14 protein-coding genes and 1 tRNA gene are annotated in these 14,264 nt (G+C 67.7%); 6 read left to right on the top strand and 9 right to left on the bottom strand.

Annotated elements, in window-relative coordinates; all coding sequences use genetic code 11:
* Window positions 1-150 precede the first annotated feature (150 nt).
* The 6 genes from KBY57_RS07910 to KBY57_RS07935 all read right to left on the bottom strand — a co-directional run bounded on the left by KBY57_RS07910 (window position 151) and on the right by KBY57_RS07935 (window position 4,524).
* Window positions 151-1,794 (bottom strand): GMC oxidoreductase, encoded by a 1,644-nt coding sequence (locus KBY57_RS07910; protein WP_254995326.1) that lies wholly within the window; start codon window positions 1,792-1,794, stop codon window positions 151-153.
* 96 nt (window positions 1,795-1,890) lie between these two features.
* A tRNA-Met gene (locus KBY57_RS07915) sits at window positions 1,891-1,967 on the bottom strand.
* A gap of 57 nt (window positions 1,968-2,024) precedes the next feature.
* Window positions 2,025-2,996 (bottom strand): asparaginase, encoded by a 972-nt coding sequence (locus KBY57_RS07920; RefSeq protein ID WP_254995327.1) that lies wholly within the window; start codon window positions 2,994-2,996, stop codon window positions 2,025-2,027.
* 19 nt (window positions 2,997-3,015) lie between these two features.
* Entirely contained in the window at window positions 3,016-3,498 is a 483-nt protein-coding gene (locus tag KBY57_RS07925; RefSeq protein WP_254995328.1) for a CGLD27 family protein, read from the bottom strand.
* A 5-nt stretch (window positions 3,499-3,503) separates the two neighbouring features.
* A complete protein-coding gene (gene rsfS, locus KBY57_RS07930; protein ID WP_254995329.1) occupies window positions 3,504-3,896 on the bottom strand; it encodes a ribosome silencing factor in 393 nt (130 codons plus the stop codon).
* Window positions 3,889-4,524: a DUF3318 domain-containing protein gene (locus KBY57_RS07935; protein WP_254995330.1), complete on the bottom strand. Its 636-nt coding sequence runs from the start codon at window positions 4,522-4,524 to the stop codon at window positions 3,889-3,891. Before KBY57_RS07935 ends, rsfS begins: the two co-directional genes overlap by 8 nt.
* 133 nt (window positions 4,525-4,657) lie before the next feature.
* Between KBY57_RS07935 and carB the strand changes: the two genes are divergently transcribed.
* The 3 genes from carB to KBY57_RS07950 are packed head-to-tail and all read left to right on the top strand — an operon-like array spanning window position 4,658 to window position 10,082.
* The gene (gene carB / locus KBY57_RS07940) at window positions 4,658-7,978 is read left to right on the top strand and encodes a carbamoyl-phosphate synthase large subunit (protein WP_254995331.1); all 3,321 of its coding nucleotides are present in this window, start codon (window positions 4,658-4,660) and stop codon (window positions 7,976-7,978) included.
* 28 nt (window positions 7,979-8,006) lie between these two features.
* On the top strand, window positions 8,007-8,714 hold the full coding sequence (locus KBY57_RS07945) for a DUF3386 domain-containing protein (protein WP_254995332.1): 708 nt from the start codon (window positions 8,007-8,009) through the stop codon (window positions 8,712-8,714).
* A gap of 45 nt (window positions 8,715-8,759) precedes the next feature.
* Window positions 8,760-10,082, top strand: coding sequence for an alanine/glycine:cation symporter family protein (locus tag KBY57_RS07950; RefSeq protein ID WP_254995333.1), 1,323 nt, complete (start codon window positions 8,760-8,762; stop codon window positions 10,080-10,082).
* Here KBY57_RS07950 and KBY57_RS07955 read toward each other — a convergent pair.
* From KBY57_RS07955 to KBY57_RS07965, 3 genes are read right to left on the bottom strand one after another with little or no spacing between them, the layout of a single operon-like run.
* Window positions 10,079-10,312, bottom strand: a complete 234-nt coding sequence (locus KBY57_RS07955) for a DUF6447 family protein (protein WP_254995334.1) — start codon at window positions 10,310-10,312, stop codon at window positions 10,079-10,081. The two genes, KBY57_RS07950 and KBY57_RS07955, sit on opposite strands and share 4 nt — an antisense overlap.
* 22 nt (window positions 10,313-10,334) lie before the next feature.
* A complete protein-coding gene (locus tag KBY57_RS07960; RefSeq protein ID WP_094559336.1) occupies window positions 10,335-10,634 on the bottom strand; it encodes a hypothetical protein in 300 nt (99 codons plus the stop codon).
* Entirely contained in the window at window positions 10,634-12,373 is a 1,740-nt protein-coding gene (locus KBY57_RS07965; RefSeq protein WP_254995335.1) for an ABC transporter ATP-binding protein, read from the bottom strand. The genes KBY57_RS07960 and KBY57_RS07965 overlap by 1 nt, the downstream gene beginning before the upstream one ends.
* 35 nt (window positions 12,374-12,408) lie before the next feature.
* Here KBY57_RS07965 and KBY57_RS07970 point away from each other — a divergent pair, with 35 nt between their 5' ends.
* The 3 genes from KBY57_RS07970 (at window position 12,409) to folP (ending at window position 14,244) form a co-directional block, all read left to right on the top strand.
* A complete protein-coding gene (locus KBY57_RS07970) occupies window positions 12,409-12,615 on the top strand; it encodes an RNA-binding S4 domain-containing protein (RefSeq protein ID WP_094559334.1) in 207 nt (68 codons plus the stop codon).
* 62 nt (window positions 12,616-12,677) lie between these two features.
* The gene (gene tpiA, locus KBY57_RS07975) at window positions 12,678-13,406 is read left to right on the top strand and encodes a triose-phosphate isomerase (protein ID WP_254995336.1); all 729 of its coding nucleotides are present in this window, start codon (window positions 12,678-12,680) and stop codon (window positions 13,404-13,406) included.
* 13 nt (window positions 13,407-13,419) lie between these two features.
* Complete coding sequence (gene folP / locus KBY57_RS07980; protein WP_254995337.1) at window positions 13,420-14,244, top strand: dihydropteroate synthase; 825 nt, start codon at window positions 13,420-13,422, stop codon at window positions 14,242-14,244.
* Window positions 14,245-14,264 lie beyond the last annotated feature (20 nt).

Raw genomic sequence — 14,264 nt, forward strand, 5'->3', positions numbered from 1 at the left:
AAGCGGAGGGGCCAACCTCCGCCTGAATTTCCCTTGCCCGACCCTGTGACAGGTCGCGGGCTCATTGTGCGCAGCTTGCCCAGCGTCGATTGTGGCGATCGACACAGGATCGTGAGACGACAACTTTTCTGGCCGAGGGGGCCCGGAGGTCTAGTCGCCCCGGCGCAAGCGACTGGCGGCAGCCTCACAGGCCCGCCAGGTGATGGCCATCTCGGTGAGGGTGGGGCTCTGCCAGCCAGCACGGGGCCAGCAGGCGCCATCCACCACCAGCACGTTGGGAGCCCCCCAGCACTGGTTGAGGGAGTTCACCACGCCGTCCTCGGCGCAGGCGGCCATGCGGGCGCCGCCCAGTTCGTGGATGTAGTAGCCGGGGGGTGGCGCCTCGGGGCTGACCGCCAGGCTGCTGCGGATCCAGGGCTCCAGCAGGGGCAGCACGAACAGGTCTTCGATCGGTCGGATCTGCCCTCCACCGGCGGCCACCACGGCCGCCATGCGTTCGTGCATGTGGGCCACCAGGCGACGCTCGTTCTCACCCCAGCGGCAGGCGATGTGGGCGGTCGGTAGCCCCCAGGCATCGCGCTGTTCGGTGTTCAGGCTGACCCGGTTGTCGGCGTTGGGCAGCACGTCTCCGTGGCCGATCAGGAAGCCCACCGCCTCGCCGCGGTGGCGTTGCAGCAGGGCGGGCGGATCAAAGCGTTGCAGCGCCGTCCAGAGGCCGTAACCGCCATGGAACCCGACCTCGCTACCGGGCTCCAGGTTGACGGTGTTGGGAATGAAGCAGCTGCCTGCCCCTGAGAGCTCCGGCGCTTCGCCGGGGGCGGCCACATCCGGGATCGAGAAGAAGCGGCTGCTGGAGATGTGGTCCATCAGGTAGCGGCCGAGGCTCCCCGAGGGGTCGATCAATCCGCCGCGCTGCTGGGTCTCGCTGGAGTGCAGCAGGATCCGCAGCGTTTCGATCGTCGAGGCGCAGAGCACCACCAGTGGCGCGTCGATCCGCTCCTGGGATCCGGTGCGGCCATCCACCAGCACCACCCCCATGGCCTGGTTGCCATCGAGCAGCAGATGGCTCACCACGGCGTTGCTGCGCACTTGGGTGCGGCCGGTGGCTCGGGCCCGCGCCAGGGTGCGGCCCTGGCTGGAGGAGCGGGGCCAGCCCGGGCCCCGGTGCAGGTTGAAGCCCCGAGAGGCGATCAGGGGCAGACCGAGATCGCGGCCGATGCACTCCTGCAGATGCTGCTCCCCCGGGGTGAAGGGCAAGGGCGGCAGAAAGTGGCCATCGGGCAACTGCGGCAGGCCGTCGCAGGCGCCATGCACCTCCAGCAGTTGCTCGAGCCGGGTGTAGTAAGGGGCGAGGTCGGCGCTGCCGATGGGCCAGCCGGGCCCTTGGCCATCGCGCTCTGCTGCCCGAAATTCGTAGTCGGAGAGGCGCAGGGTGATGCCGCCCCAAGTGAGGCTTTTGCCCCCCACCTGTCGCCCGCGACTCCACAGAAACGGGGCATCGTCGGGGGTGGAGTAGGGGTTGCGCTGCTCATCGACGAACAGGCTGGGGTTGTGTTTCCAGAACCCCGGGTGGTGGCGCTGCAGGCGCTGCTTGCCGCTGGCGATGTGGGCGACGCGCCGCGCCGTGTTGAGCGGTTCACTGCCGAAGGCCTGGCGGGAGGACAGGTCTGGGCCCGCCTCCAGCACCAGCACCTGCAACCCCGCTTCCGCCAGCACCATCGCCGCCACGCCGCCGGTGGCACCGGAGCCCACCACGATGGCGTCCGGTTGGCGCGTTGGGGTGGGGGCCTTCATCGGGCGGAGCGGCACAGAGGGTGGATCGGGACCTGGGCCATCCCAGGACCAACCAAAACAAAACCCCGACAGGGGGCTGCCGGGGTTTTGAGGATGTGGTGGCGGGGGCGAGATTTGAACTCGCGACCTTCGGGTTATGAGCCCGACGAGCTACCAGACTGCTCTACCCCGCGTCGACTTCCCAACCATACCAGTCGGGGTGGTCCCTCCAGCTGGTTCCGTCAAGCGGGTCAGTCGAAGCGCAGCTCCCCGAGCACCTCGAGGCGCAGATGGGGAGCTGGCTGCAAGAACTGGCTGCGCAGCTCCTCCAGGGTCATCGGCGTCAGCCAGTCGAGTTGCTCCAGGAGGTGCAGGGCCACCGCATGTTTGGCCCGGGCGGAGCCGTCCTCCACCTTGATCGCGACCCCCATGCCCTCGCCGACGCGGCTGAGGCACTGGATGCCCTCGGCACCGCCCTTGCTCACCACCTGGCCGTGGCCGCGGCGCATCAGTTCGGTGTCGAAGCGGCCCTCGCCCGCCACCAGCTCCGGGTGGGCCAGCATCGCCCGGCTGAGCCGCTCCAGGTCGGCCTGGCTGCCGGCCCCCAGGTGGGCATAGAGCAGGGCCATCTGGGCGAGCTGCAGCTGCAGGGTGGGGGCGCCGCAGTCGTCGCGGGCGGTGAGCAGCTCGGCGGCGGGCTGGGCGAGCAGATCACCGACGCGCTTGAGCACCTCCTGCTGCAGGGGGTGCTCCTTCTGCAGGTAGCTCTCGGTGCTCCAGCCCAGCCGGCGGCAGGTGGCCAGAAAGGCGGCGTGCTTGCCGGAGCAGTTGTGCTCCAGGGGGCTGCTGCCGCAGTCGGGCACGGGGCACTGCAGTTGCTCGGCTTCGATCTCCGAACCCCAGAGCAGCTTGAAGGCTTCGCGGGCGTGCATGGCCGTGCCGGCATGGCTGGCGCAGGCGATGGCCAGGCCCCGTTCACCGCAGTTGCACTGCTCCGCCGCGCCGCTGCTCACAAACACGGTGGCCTGGAAGGGCTTGAGCGCGGAGCGCACGAAGCTCAGCTGCTGGGGATCACCGGCCCGCATCAACACCCGGCCCCGGCCGTCGCACACCACGGCATGAACCCGGTGTCGGGATTCGACGATGCCGTTGCGCAGCAGGCGCACCTCCAGGGGAGGGACGCCCCCGCGGGCAGTGCCACCAAAACTGGAGGACAGGGTCACAGAAGCCCGGGAACCGATCTCACAGAGCCTGACAGAGGCTGGCCCCCGCCAAGGCCAGGATCACCGCCAGCGCCGCACCCTGCTGCAAGCGCCGCAGCACGGGCTGCACCTGGTGCTGGGCGACGAGCAGGTCCTGTTGGCGCCAGGCCAGGGGCTTCTCCCACACCTGGCCGTCGTACCAGCCCGATTCTTCGTACTCCACCCGCTCGGAGACCAGGCGCCTGTGGACGTAGGTCCAGCCCAGCCACTGGCGAACCAGCAGCAGGATTGGCAGGGCCACGGCCGCCACCATGCCCGCTAGCACCAACTGGGCCGGGTGGTGGCGCAGCACCCAGCTGCCACTGGCTACAAGCACCGTGACGGGCAGCAGCAGCAGCCAGCTGGTGGCCAGGGGCTTTAGCAGTCCGGCGAGGCTCTGGGAGGGCCACACGAAAAACCAGGACGCCAGCAACTGCTCGTATTCCTGCAGGGGCCGTTGCTCGGGCGGCACCGGGCAAGGCATGGCGCTCAGGGCGAAACGGCTTGAGTGGACGATACGAAGCGCACCTGTTCACCGTGGCCCCAGAAGGATTCAAGGTCGTAATAGGTGCGTTCGCTGGGGGTGAGCACGTGCACGATCACCTCGCCGTAATCGAGCAGCATCCAGCGCCCCTCCTTCTGGCCCTCCCGGCGCAGGGGCAGCCGGCCTGTGGTCTCTTCGATCTGATCCTCCGCCGAGCGGGCGATGGCGCGCACCTGCACATCGGAGAGGCCGCTGCAGATCACAAACCAGTCGGCCAGGGAGCTGACCTCATCCACCCGGATCAAGCGGATGTCGACGGCCTTGCGGTCGTCGCAGGCTTCAGCGGCCAGCTGGGCCAACTGCTTGCTGTCCAGGTCGGTTGCTTGAGGCTCAGCCATAGACGTTCTCGCTGGTCACCGATTGGCGGGAGCCATGCTGCTGGGCCATTTCGGCGCGGGCTTTGCCTGCACTCTTGCGCAGGGCCTCGAGCCGGTCTTCGTAGAAGGTGCGCTTTTTCTTCTTGCGGGTCTGCTCTACCAGCTCCTTGAGGGCGCCCCCCAGGCTCTTGTAGGCATTGGGCAGGCTGTAGCCGAAGCGGGTGGCCAGGTCGATCGCCCGCTCATCGGCGGCGATGGCGTCCTGCAGGCGCTTCTCGGAGTTGTTCTTGAGGTAGAGCCGGTACCCGGCAAAGCCGGAGAGCCCCAGGGCCATCACCAGCAACAGGCCGTCCTGCACCCATAGCTCGCCAATGGCCCCACCCAGGCCGATGGCCAGGGCGGCCATCTCCCAACCGTCACGGGGCACGGTGTCGTTCTGGATGCGGCCCACCTCATGCCAGAAGAGCAGGTTGCGGTGGTCGATCGCCAGGGCATCCCACTTCTCCAGATCCACCTGGACCTCCACCTCGTCGCGACCGATTTCCTCGATGGTGATCAGGGGCGGCTCCACCGAAGCGGCCGCTTCCACAAACACCCAGCTCTGCAGTTCGGGAGGCAGCAGCCCTTTCAGGCGCTGGAGTTCGCTCATCGGGCGTGTAACCACGTTAAGGATCAGGTTAGCGATTCTCCACCCAGCGGCTGGGGGTGTCGGCTGAACCGGCCTGGCGAGGTGGGCCTGGGGGGCCCGTGAGAGGCTGGATGGGTTTGGCTTGCATACCCCCATGCCCCGCCGCACGGACCTCAGGCGCATCCTGCTGCTGGGCTCGGGTCCGATCGTGATCGGCCAGGCCTGCGAATTCGATTACTCCGGCACCCAGGCCTGCAAGGCCCTGCGCGCCGAAGGCTTTGAGGTGGTGTTGGTGAATTCCAACCCGGCCTCGATCATGACCGATCCGGATATGGCGGATCGCACCTACATCGAGCCGCTCACCCCCGAGGTGGTGGCCCGGGTGATCGAGATCGAGAAGCCCGATGCGCTGCTGCCCACCATGGGCGGTCAGACCGCCCTCAATCTGGCCGTCGCCCTCGCCCAGAACGGCACCCTGGCCAAGCACGGCGTTGAGCTGATCGGCGCCAACCTTGAGGCCATCCAGAAGGCGGAAGATCGGCTTCTCTTTAAGGAGGCGATGGAGCGCATCGGCGTGGCGGTGTGCCCCTCGGGCATCGCCAACACGCTGGATGAGGCTGAGCGGGTGGGTGAGGCCATCGGCAGCTATCCGCGCATCATTCGTCCTGCCTTCACCCTGGGCGGCAGCGGCGGCGGCATCGCCTACAACCCTGAGGAGTTTCGGGCGTTTTGCAAGAGCGGCCTGGAGGCCAGCCCCGTCTCCCAGATCCTGATCGAGCAGTCGCTGCTCGGCTGGAAGGAGTTCGAGCTGGAGGTGATGCGCGACACCGCCGACAACGTGGTGATCGTCTGCAGCATCGAAAACCTCGACCCGATGGGGGTGCACACCGGTGATTCGATCACCGTCGCTCCGGCCCAGACCCTCACCGACCGCGAATACCAGCGGCTGCGTGACCAGTCGATCGCGATCATCCGCGAGATCGGCGTCGACACCGGCGGCAGCAACATTCAGTTCGCCATCAACCCCGTCAACGGCGACGTGGTGGTGATTGAGATGAATCCGCGGGTGAGCCGCTCCTCGGCGCTCGCCTCCAAGGCCACGGGTTTCCCGATTGCCAAGATCGCTGCCCGCCTGGCGGTGGGGTACACCCTCGACGAAATCGTCAACGACATCACCGGTGCCACGCCGGCCTGCTTCGAGCCCACGATCGATTACGTCGTCACGAAGATTCCCCGCTTCGCCTTCGAGAAGTTCCGCGGCAGCCCGGCGGTGCTCACCACCTCGATGAAGTCGGTGGGGGAGGCGATGGCGATCGGCCGTTGCTTTGAGGAGTCGTTTCAGAAGGCGCTGCGCTCCCTGGAAACGGGCCATGCCGGCTGGGGTTGCGACCGCCCCGATCCCAGCTGGGAGCCCACTGAGCTGGAGCGAGCCCTGCGCACCGCCACCCCCGAGCGGATCTTCGCTGTGCGCGCGGCGATGCTCGCCGGCCGCAGCGACGATGAGATCCACCAGCTCAGCGCCATTGATCCCTGGTTTCTCGCCAAGCTGCGCCGCATCCTCGAGGCCGAGCAACGGCTGCTGCTGGGCCGCCAGCTGACAGAGCTCGAGGCTCCGGGCCTGCTCGAGCTCAAGCAGCTGGGCTTTTCGGATCGTCAGCTCGCCTGGGCCACCGGCAGCCAGGAGCTGGAGGTGCGCCGCCACCGCCAGGCCCTGGGGGTGAACGCCGTGTTCAAAACCGTCGACACCTGTGCGGCGGAGTTTGCCTCCAGCACGCCGTATCACTACTCCACCTACGAGCGGCCGCTGGAGCGCCTCAATGCGGCCGGAGGGCTGGAGATCGTGCCACCCGAAAACGAGGTGCAGCCCGAGAGCCGCCGCAAGGTGATGATCCTGGGTGGCGGTCCCAACCGCATCGGTCAGGGCATCGAATTCGACTACTGCTGCTGCCACGCCTCCTTTGCCCTTCAGGCCGAGGGCTTCGCCACCGTGATGGTGAACAGCAACCCGGAAACGGTCTCGACCGACTACGACACCAGCGATCGGCTCTACTTCGAGCCGCTCACCCTTGAAGACGTGCTCAACGTGATCGAGGTGGAGCGCCCCGAGGGCGTGATCGTGCAGTTCGGTGGTCAGACACCGCTGAAGCTGGCGATCCCGCTGCTGCGCTGGCTGGCTTCACCCGAGGGGCTGGCCACTGGCACCCGCATCTGGGGCACCTCCCCCGAATCGATCGACGCCGCTGAAGACCGGGAGCAATTTGAGGCGATCCTGCGCCGCCTGGAGATCCGCCAACCCCGCAACGGCCTGGCCCGCAGCGAGGCCGAGGCCCGCGCCGTGGCAGAGCGGGTGGGCTACCCCGTGGTGGTGCGCCCCAGCTATGTGCTCGGCGGCCGCGCCATGGAGGTGGTGTACGGCGAAGACGAGCTCAACCGCTACATGGTGGAAGCGGTGCAGGTGGAGCCCAACCACCCGGTGCTGATCGACCAATACCTCAACAACGCCATCGAGGTGGATGTCGATGCCCTCTGCGACGGCGACGGCGTCGTGGTGATCGGCGGCGTGATGGAGCACATCGAGCCGGCGGGCATCCACTCGGGCGACTCGGCCTGCTGGCTGCCGTCGGTGAGCCTCAGCCAGGCGGCCCTGGCCACGATCCGCGAGTGGAGCCGGGCCCTGGCCGTGGCCCTTGGGGTGCGCGGCCTGATCAACCTGCAGTTCGCCGTGCAGAACGACCCCGAGCTGGGCGAGCGGGTGTTCATCATCGAGGCCAACCCCCGCGCCTCCCGCACGGTGCCGTTTGTGGCCAAGGCCACCGGCGTGCCCCTGGCCAAGGTGGCCAGCCAGCTGATGGCCGGCCGCACCCTGGCGGAGCTGGGGCTCACAGCCGAGCCCATCCCCCCCCTGCAAACCGTCAAGGAGGCGGTGCTGCCGTTCAAGCGCTTCCCGGGCTCCGACACCCTGCTGGGTCCCGAGATGCGCAGTACCGGTGAGGTGATGGGCATCGCCAGCAGCGCCGGCATGGCCTACGCCAAGGCGGAGCTGGCCGCCAATGAGGCCCTACCCACCGGTGGCACGGTGTTCCTGTCCACCCACGACCGCGACAAGGCCGCCCTGGTGCCCGTGGCCCAGCGGCTGGTGGGGCTGGGCTTTGCCCTGATCGCCACGAGCGGCACGGCCGAGGCCCTACGGGCTGCCGGGCTGGCGGTGGAATCGATCCTCAAGGTGCACGAGGGCCGGCCCAACATTGAAGATGCGATCCGCTCGGCCCGGATCCAATTGATCATCAACACGCCGATCGGCCGCCAGGCGGTGCACGACGACCAATACCTGCGCCGGGCTGCCCTCGACTACGCCGTGCCCACGGTCACCACTCTTGCGGGGGCCCGCGCGGCACTCGAGGCGATTACGGCCCTGCAGCAGCAGACGCTCGAGGTGAATGCCCTGCAGGACATTCATCACGCCGGCACTCGTTAGGGTTGTGGGCCTTGCATCGCTTCATTCCGTGACAGCAACCCCCGAGGCTCCCACCAGCCCCGCTCTGATTGCTCCCGGCAGCGACTGCACCGCTGCCTTCCGTGCCGCCTACGAGAACCGCTACACCTGGGAGCCGGGCTTTGGTGGTTACAAGGGCCGTGCCGTGTGGGAGCAGCCCGGCGCTGCCGGTGCCCCCGACCAGCGGGCTGAGGGCACCTTCGTGGTGGGTGCCGACCTCAAGGCCACGGTGGAGGGCATCGCCGATGAGGCGATCCACAAAGCCGTGGCCTCCCAGCTGTGGGAGGTCGCCATCCACAGGGTGCGCCGCAGCTTCGAGCAAACCCACGGCGCCAACACCTTCACCGCCGGCGACACCGATGCGGTGGGCACCGAGGTGATCGTGGGCGGCAAGAACACCGGCGACCGCTACCGGATCAAAGACGACGTGGTGACGATGGTGCACCGCCACATCCACGGCACCGTGGTGACGATCTTTACCGAGAGCACCACCGACACCGGCAGCGGCTACCTGAGCCGTAGCTACACCAGCCAGTACAGCGACCCCGCCAGCGGCGAAGCCAAGGGCGGCACCAGCCGCTTCACCGACACCTTCGTGCCGCTGGCCGATGTTGGCCCCTGGGTGCTGAGTGAGCGGGTGGTGGAGACGGATGCCTTCGGCGACACCCCCGCCGGCCGTCAGGTCTTCCGTTTCGAAGCGCTCGAACCACTGGCCTGATCAGCTCTGGGCTGGCACGATCGCTGCAAATCTGCGGCCAATCCCTTGCCGTTCCTGGACGCGCTCAACTCCCTGGTGTGGGGCCCGCTCACCCTCTGGTTGCTGGGTCTCACCGGTTTGTATCTGATGGTGGGGCTGCGGTTCATGCCCCTGCGACGGCTCGGCTACGGCTTCCGCCAGGCAATTGATTCGATCCGCAACAGTCAGGGCGAGGGTGACGTCAGTGCGTTCGCCAGCCTCAGCACGGCTCTGGCCGCCACGATCGGCACCGGCAACGTCGCCGGTGTGGCCGGAGCCATCAGCCTCGGTGGCCCCGGTGCCGTTTTCTGGATGTGGCTGATCGCCCTGGTGGGCATGGCCACCAAGTACGCCGAATCACTGCTCGCCGTTCATCACCGCGAGGTCGATGACCTCGGTGAGCACGTGGGCGGGCCGATGTATTTCATCCGTAATGGTCTCGGCCCCCGCTGGGCCTGGATGGCGAGCCTGTTTGCCGTCTTTGGCACCCTGGCGGGCTTTGGCATCGGCAATGGCGTGCAGGCTCATGAGATGGCCCTGGCGCTCAACAAGTCGATGGGCGTCCCCGAACTGGCGACTGGCCTGGTGATGGCGGTGATCGCTTTTGCGGTGTTGATCGGTGGCATCGAGCGGATCGGCAAGGTCACAGAGGTGGTGGTGCCGCTGATGGCGACTGTTTACGTAGGAGGTGCTTTGGTGATCCTGCTGGCCCACATCGGCGAGATCCCAGCGGCCTTCGGTCTGATCTTCAATGACGCTTTCAGCGGCAAGGCGGCGGCTGGCGGTGCGCTCGGCACCGTGATCCGGGCCGGCATCTCCCGCGGCATCTTCTCCAACGAATCCGGCATGGGGACGGCCCCGATCGCCCAGGCTGCCGCCAAGCCAGGTGATCCGGTGCTGCAGGGCAGCGTGGCCATGATCGGCACCTTCATCGACACCATCGTGATCTGCACGATGACGGCCCTGGTGATTGTGATCAGCGGCCTTTACGGCAGTGGTGAGAGTGGCGTCGCGCTCACCATGAGTGCCTTCGACAAGGGACTGCCTGGCTCGGCCTGGTTGGTGACCTTCGGCACGGTGTTTTTCACCGGCACCACGATTCTTGGCTGGGGTTACTACAGCGAGCGCTGCCTGGAGTTTCTGGTCGGTACCCGGGCAATCAAGCCGTTCCGACTGGTGTGGGTGGCCGTGGTTGTGATCGGTGCCGTGGCCACCGGTGGTGTGATCTGGACCATCGCCGACATTCTCAACGGCTTGATGGTGATCCCCAACCTGATTGGTGTGTTGCTGCTCTCCGGCACCGTCTTCCGGCTCACCCGTCAGTACGACTTCGGAGCCAGCAGGGGCTAAGGGAGGGGGGTGATCGATTGGAGCTTGTCGTTGAGCTGGCTGGCCATCGCCTGCCGGCCGACGGCCAGCACCTTGAGGGTGTCTTCGTGCATGCGCAGCTGGGCATCGGCCACCTGCATGCCCCGCACCAGTTCCTTCATGTCATCGGGAAGGCTGTTGAGGTCGTAGCGCTTGCCTTCGAAGGTGAGCACGGGCGGCTGGTTGCTGGCGGCTTGGCTGGCGCTATCCACGGAAAACAGATGACTGGACTCCTCAGGATACGGGGGGGACTCCAGCCGGTCGCTTGAAGAAAAACATCAGCAGGGGCCCCACCTGGGCTGCCTCCACCATCTCCCAATTCTCCTTGCCGAGGGCATTGAGGAAAAATTGCAGCTGCTCCGCCGGGTGGCGTGGCTTGGTGGCGGCAGCGTCGTACTGCTGGGGGAATTCCTGCTTCAGAAACTCCGGGCTGAGGGCGCCGCCTAGCCGCTCACTATCGGCCTCGGGGGAGGGCGGCCCTGGTGGATTGCCGCTCTCCACGTTGATGTGGATCACCCGGTATTCCCACGTCATCACGTCTGTAGATGAATGAACTGGCGCTCGCAGAGCTCGCGGTAGCGGCCTCCCTGTGCCATGAGCGCATTGTGGCTGCCCTGCTCCACGATGCGCCCGCCATCGAGCACCAGGATCCGGTCGGCACCCTGAACGGTGGCGAGGCGGTGGGCGATCACCAGCACGGTGCGCCCCGCCATCGCCTGCTCCAGCCCCCGCTGCACCGCCTCTTCGGCCTCGGCATCCAGGGCGCTGGTGGCTTCATCAAGCAACAGCACGGCGGGGTTGCCTAGCACAGCGCGCGCGATGGCCAGGCGTTGCAGCTGGCCGCCGGAGAAGTTGCTGCCCCGCTCTTCGATGCGGCTGGCGTAGCCCTGGGGCAGGGCCTCAATGAAGCCGGCGGCGTTGGCCAGCTCGGCGGCCTGCCGGATCGCCGCCTCGCTGGCGGGCCGCCCGAAGGCGATCGCCTCGGCCACGGTGCCCGAAAACACGCTGCTCTGCTGGGGCACCAGGGCCACCGCCCGGCGCAGGTCCCGGGCCCGCAGGTCGGCGAGGTTGTGGCCATCGAGCAACACCCGGCCCTGCTGGGCGGTGTTGAAGCGCAGCAGCAGCGAAAACAGGGTGCTCTTGCCGGCCCCCGAGGGGCCGACCAACGCCACCACCTGCCCCGGTTCAACGGCCAGGTTGAGGTCGTGCAGCACAGGCTGGCCTGGGCTGTAGCCGAAGCGCACCTGCTCGAGCACCAGCGCGCCACGCACGGGGCCGAGAGGTTGGGCCGTTGGTCGGTCGGGTGCCTCCACCGGTTCCGCCTCAATGGCCCTCAGCTGACGCAGCGAGGCCTGGCCCTGCTGGAATTCGTTGAAGTTGGTGGTGAGGTGGGAGATCGGATCGATCAGCATCAGCAGCGCCGCCACATAGCTGCTGAACCCCTGGCTGCTGAGGCCACCGGCCTGGATGCGGGCGGCACCGATCAGCAGCACTGTGAGAATGCCGGCGGCCTCCAGGAAGCCCACCACCGGATGCTGCAGGGCCAGCAGCTTCAGGGTGCGGTAGCGGGCCCGGCGGTGCAGGTCGATCTCGGCGTCAAAGCGTTGCTGCAACCAGGGTTCCGCGGCGAAAGCCCGCACCAGCGGTAGCCCGCCGATCGCCTCACCCAGCAGGCCGGCCAGCTCGCTCACCTGCTTCTGGCTGCGCTCGGCCGCCGCCATCACCTTGGCGCCGAAGCTGCTCACGAGCAGCACCACCAGGGGGGCCAGCAGCAGGGTGGCCAGGGCCAGGGGCCAGTCGAGCCACACCATGTAACCCAACACCACCACCAGTTGCAGGGCGCTGGGGGTGGTGTCTTGGATGGTCTTGTAGATCACCTCGCCAACGCGGTCGGCGTCTTCGGTGAGGCGGTAGGTGAGGTCGCCGGCCGAGAGCTTCTCCAGGGCGCCAAACTCAAGGCGCTGCAGCCGGGCAAACAGGCCCCGGCGCAGCTCCTGGCTCACCCGTAGGGCCGGGCCGGCCAAGAGGGTGTCCTGGCCAAACTGGGCCGCTTTCTGCACCAGAAACAAGCCCAGGGCCGCCGCGATCGTGCGCAACACCACCGGGAAGTTGCCGGCGCCAATGGCGGGAATCAGCTGCCCGGCCAGCCAGGCCAGCAGTGGCCAGCAGCTCACGTAGATCAGGATGCACAGCCCACCGGCCAGCAGGCGCCTGCGGTAGGGCTTCAGCAGCGGCCAGAGGTGACGGAACCCGGCCGGCGATGGTGCAAGCATGCGGTCACGCTATCGCCACCGTTGCGTCCCCACCTTTGAAACTCGACCAATTCCTCAAATATCAAGGCTTGGTGGGCACGGGCGGCGAAGCCAAGCTGCGCATCCAGCGGGGGGATGTGCGCGTCAATGGCGCCATCGAAACCCGCCGGGGCCGCCAGCTGGCCCTGGGGGATGCGGTGGCCCTCGATGGCCGCGAAGTGCTGTTCACGCCGCCCCGCGAGGTGCCCCGAGCCCGGCCCTGATCCAGGGTTCAGGGCGTGACCGGCGGCCCATTAGGTTTTCCTGACGTCGTTGGGGTGGGCCAGTGCGCAAGGCCGTGATCGCGGGCAACTGGAAAATGCACATGACCTGCGCCGAGACGCGGGTGTTTGCGGCCACGTTTCGACCGCTGATCGCTGATCTTCCTGGCGACCGTGAGGTGGTGATCGCACCGCCCTTCACCTCCATTCCCACCCTCTGCCGCCACCTCGCGGGGGCCGGGGTGCAGATTGCTGGTCAGAACGTGCACTGGGAGGACCAGGGCGCCTTCACCGGCATGATCTCGGCGCCGATGCTGGTGGAGCACGGCGTCAGCCACGCGATCGTGGGCCACAGCGAGCCGCGCAAGTACTACAGCGAGAGCGATGAGCAGATCAATCTGCGGGCCCGCAACGCCCAGATCCATGGCCTGATCCCGATCCTGTGCGTGGGCGAGAGCCTCGACCAGCGCGAGTCCAACGAAACCGAGCGGGTGATTCACCGCCAGATCGAGCAGGGGCTGGAGGATGTGGACCCCACCCGGCTGATCGTGGCCTACGAGCCGATCTGGGCGATCGGCACCGGCAAAACCTGCGCCGCCGAGGAGGCCAACCGCATCTGCGGGCTGATCCGCGGCTGGGTGGGCAATGCCAGTGTCACGGTGCAGTACGGCGGCTCGGTGAATCCGGCCACCATCGACGACCTGATGGCCCAGAGCGAGATCGACGGCGTGCTGGTGGGTGGTGCTTCCCTCGATGCGGTGAGCTTCGCCCGCATCGCCAACTACGGCCGCTGAGGGGAGTCGCCTGATGGGCGAGTCCCAGTTCCCCTGGGGAGGTCGCACTGCCGTGATGGGGGTGCTCAACCTCACCCCCGATTCCTTCAGTGACGGTGGGCGGTTTGATCGGCCTCAGGTGGCAGTGAGGCAGGCCGGCCTGATGCTGGCCCAGGGGGCTGATCTGCTCGATCTGGGTGCCCAGAGCACCCGCCCCGGTGCCGAGGAGGTGGGGCCGCAGCGGGAGATGGAGCGACTGCTACCGGCCCTGGCCGCGATTCGCGCCGCCCATCCCAACGCCCTGCTCTCGATCGACACCTTTCACGCCCCCGTGGCTGAGGCCGCCCTGGCGGCTGGAGCCCACTGGATTAACGATGTGAGCGGCGGTCGCCGCGATCCCGCCTTGCTGCGCTTGGCGGCGGCGGCGGGTTGCCCCCTGGTGCTGATGCACAGCCGAGGCGATAGCCGCACCATGGATCAGCTGGCGCACTACGACGATGTGGTGGCGGAGGTGCGCGCTGGTCTGCTTGAGGCCACCGAAACCGCCCTGGCGGCGGGCGTGTGCTCCACCCAGGTGATCTGGGATCCTGGGTTGGGCTTCGCCAAGGACACCGGCCACAACCTGGCGCTGCTGCGGGGCCTGGCGCTGTTGGCGGCCGAGGGCTTTCCGCTGCTGGTGGGCCCCTCCCGCAAGCGCTTCATCGGCGCGGTGCTGAGCGAACCCCGCCCTCGGGCCAGGCTCTGGGGCACGGCGGCCGCGTGCGGGTTCGCCATCGCCCAGGGGGCGCGGATCCTGCGGGTGCACGACGTGGGGCCGATCGTTCAGACCGCCCGCATGGCTGATGCCCTGCGGGCTTGATCTGCGGTTCAACCCTCAGT

This window comes from Cyanobium sp. Aljojuca 7D2, from assembly GCF_024346415.1.
GTDB lineage: Bacteria > Cyanobacteriota > Cyanobacteriia > PCC-6307 > Cyanobiaceae > Cyanobium_A.

Coding starts and splice junctions, on each gene's coding strand:
- KBY57_RS07965 (WP_254995335.1), bottom strand. CDS start 12,373: ATGCTTGCACCATCGCCGGCCGGGTTCCGTCACCTCTGGCCGCTGCTG.
- KBY57_RS07935 (WP_254995330.1), bottom strand. CDS start 4,524: ATGAGCGAACTCCAGCGCCTGAAAGGGCTGCTGCCTCCCGAACTGCAG.
- KBY57_RS07910 (WP_254995326.1), bottom strand. CDS start 1,794: ATGAAGGCCCCCACCCCAACGCGCCAACCGGACGCCATCGTGGTGGGC.
- folP (WP_254995337.1), top strand. CDS start 13,420: ATGGGCGAGTCCCAGTTCCCCTGGGGAGGTCGCACTGCCGTGATGGGG.
- rsfS (WP_254995329.1), bottom strand. CDS start 3,896: ATGGCTGAGCCTCAAGCAACCGACCTGGACAGCAAGCAGTTGGCCCAG.
- KBY57_RS07925 (WP_254995328.1), bottom strand. CDS start 3,498: ATGCCTTGCCCGGTGCCGCCCGAGCAACGGCCCCTGCAGGAATACGAG.
- carB (WP_254995331.1), top strand. CDS start 4,658: ATGCCCCGCCGCACGGACCTCAGGCGCATCCTGCTGCTGGGCTCGGGT.
- KBY57_RS07960 (WP_094559336.1), bottom strand. CDS start 10,634: ATGACGTGGGAATACCGGGTGATCCACATCAACGTGGAGAGCGGCAAT.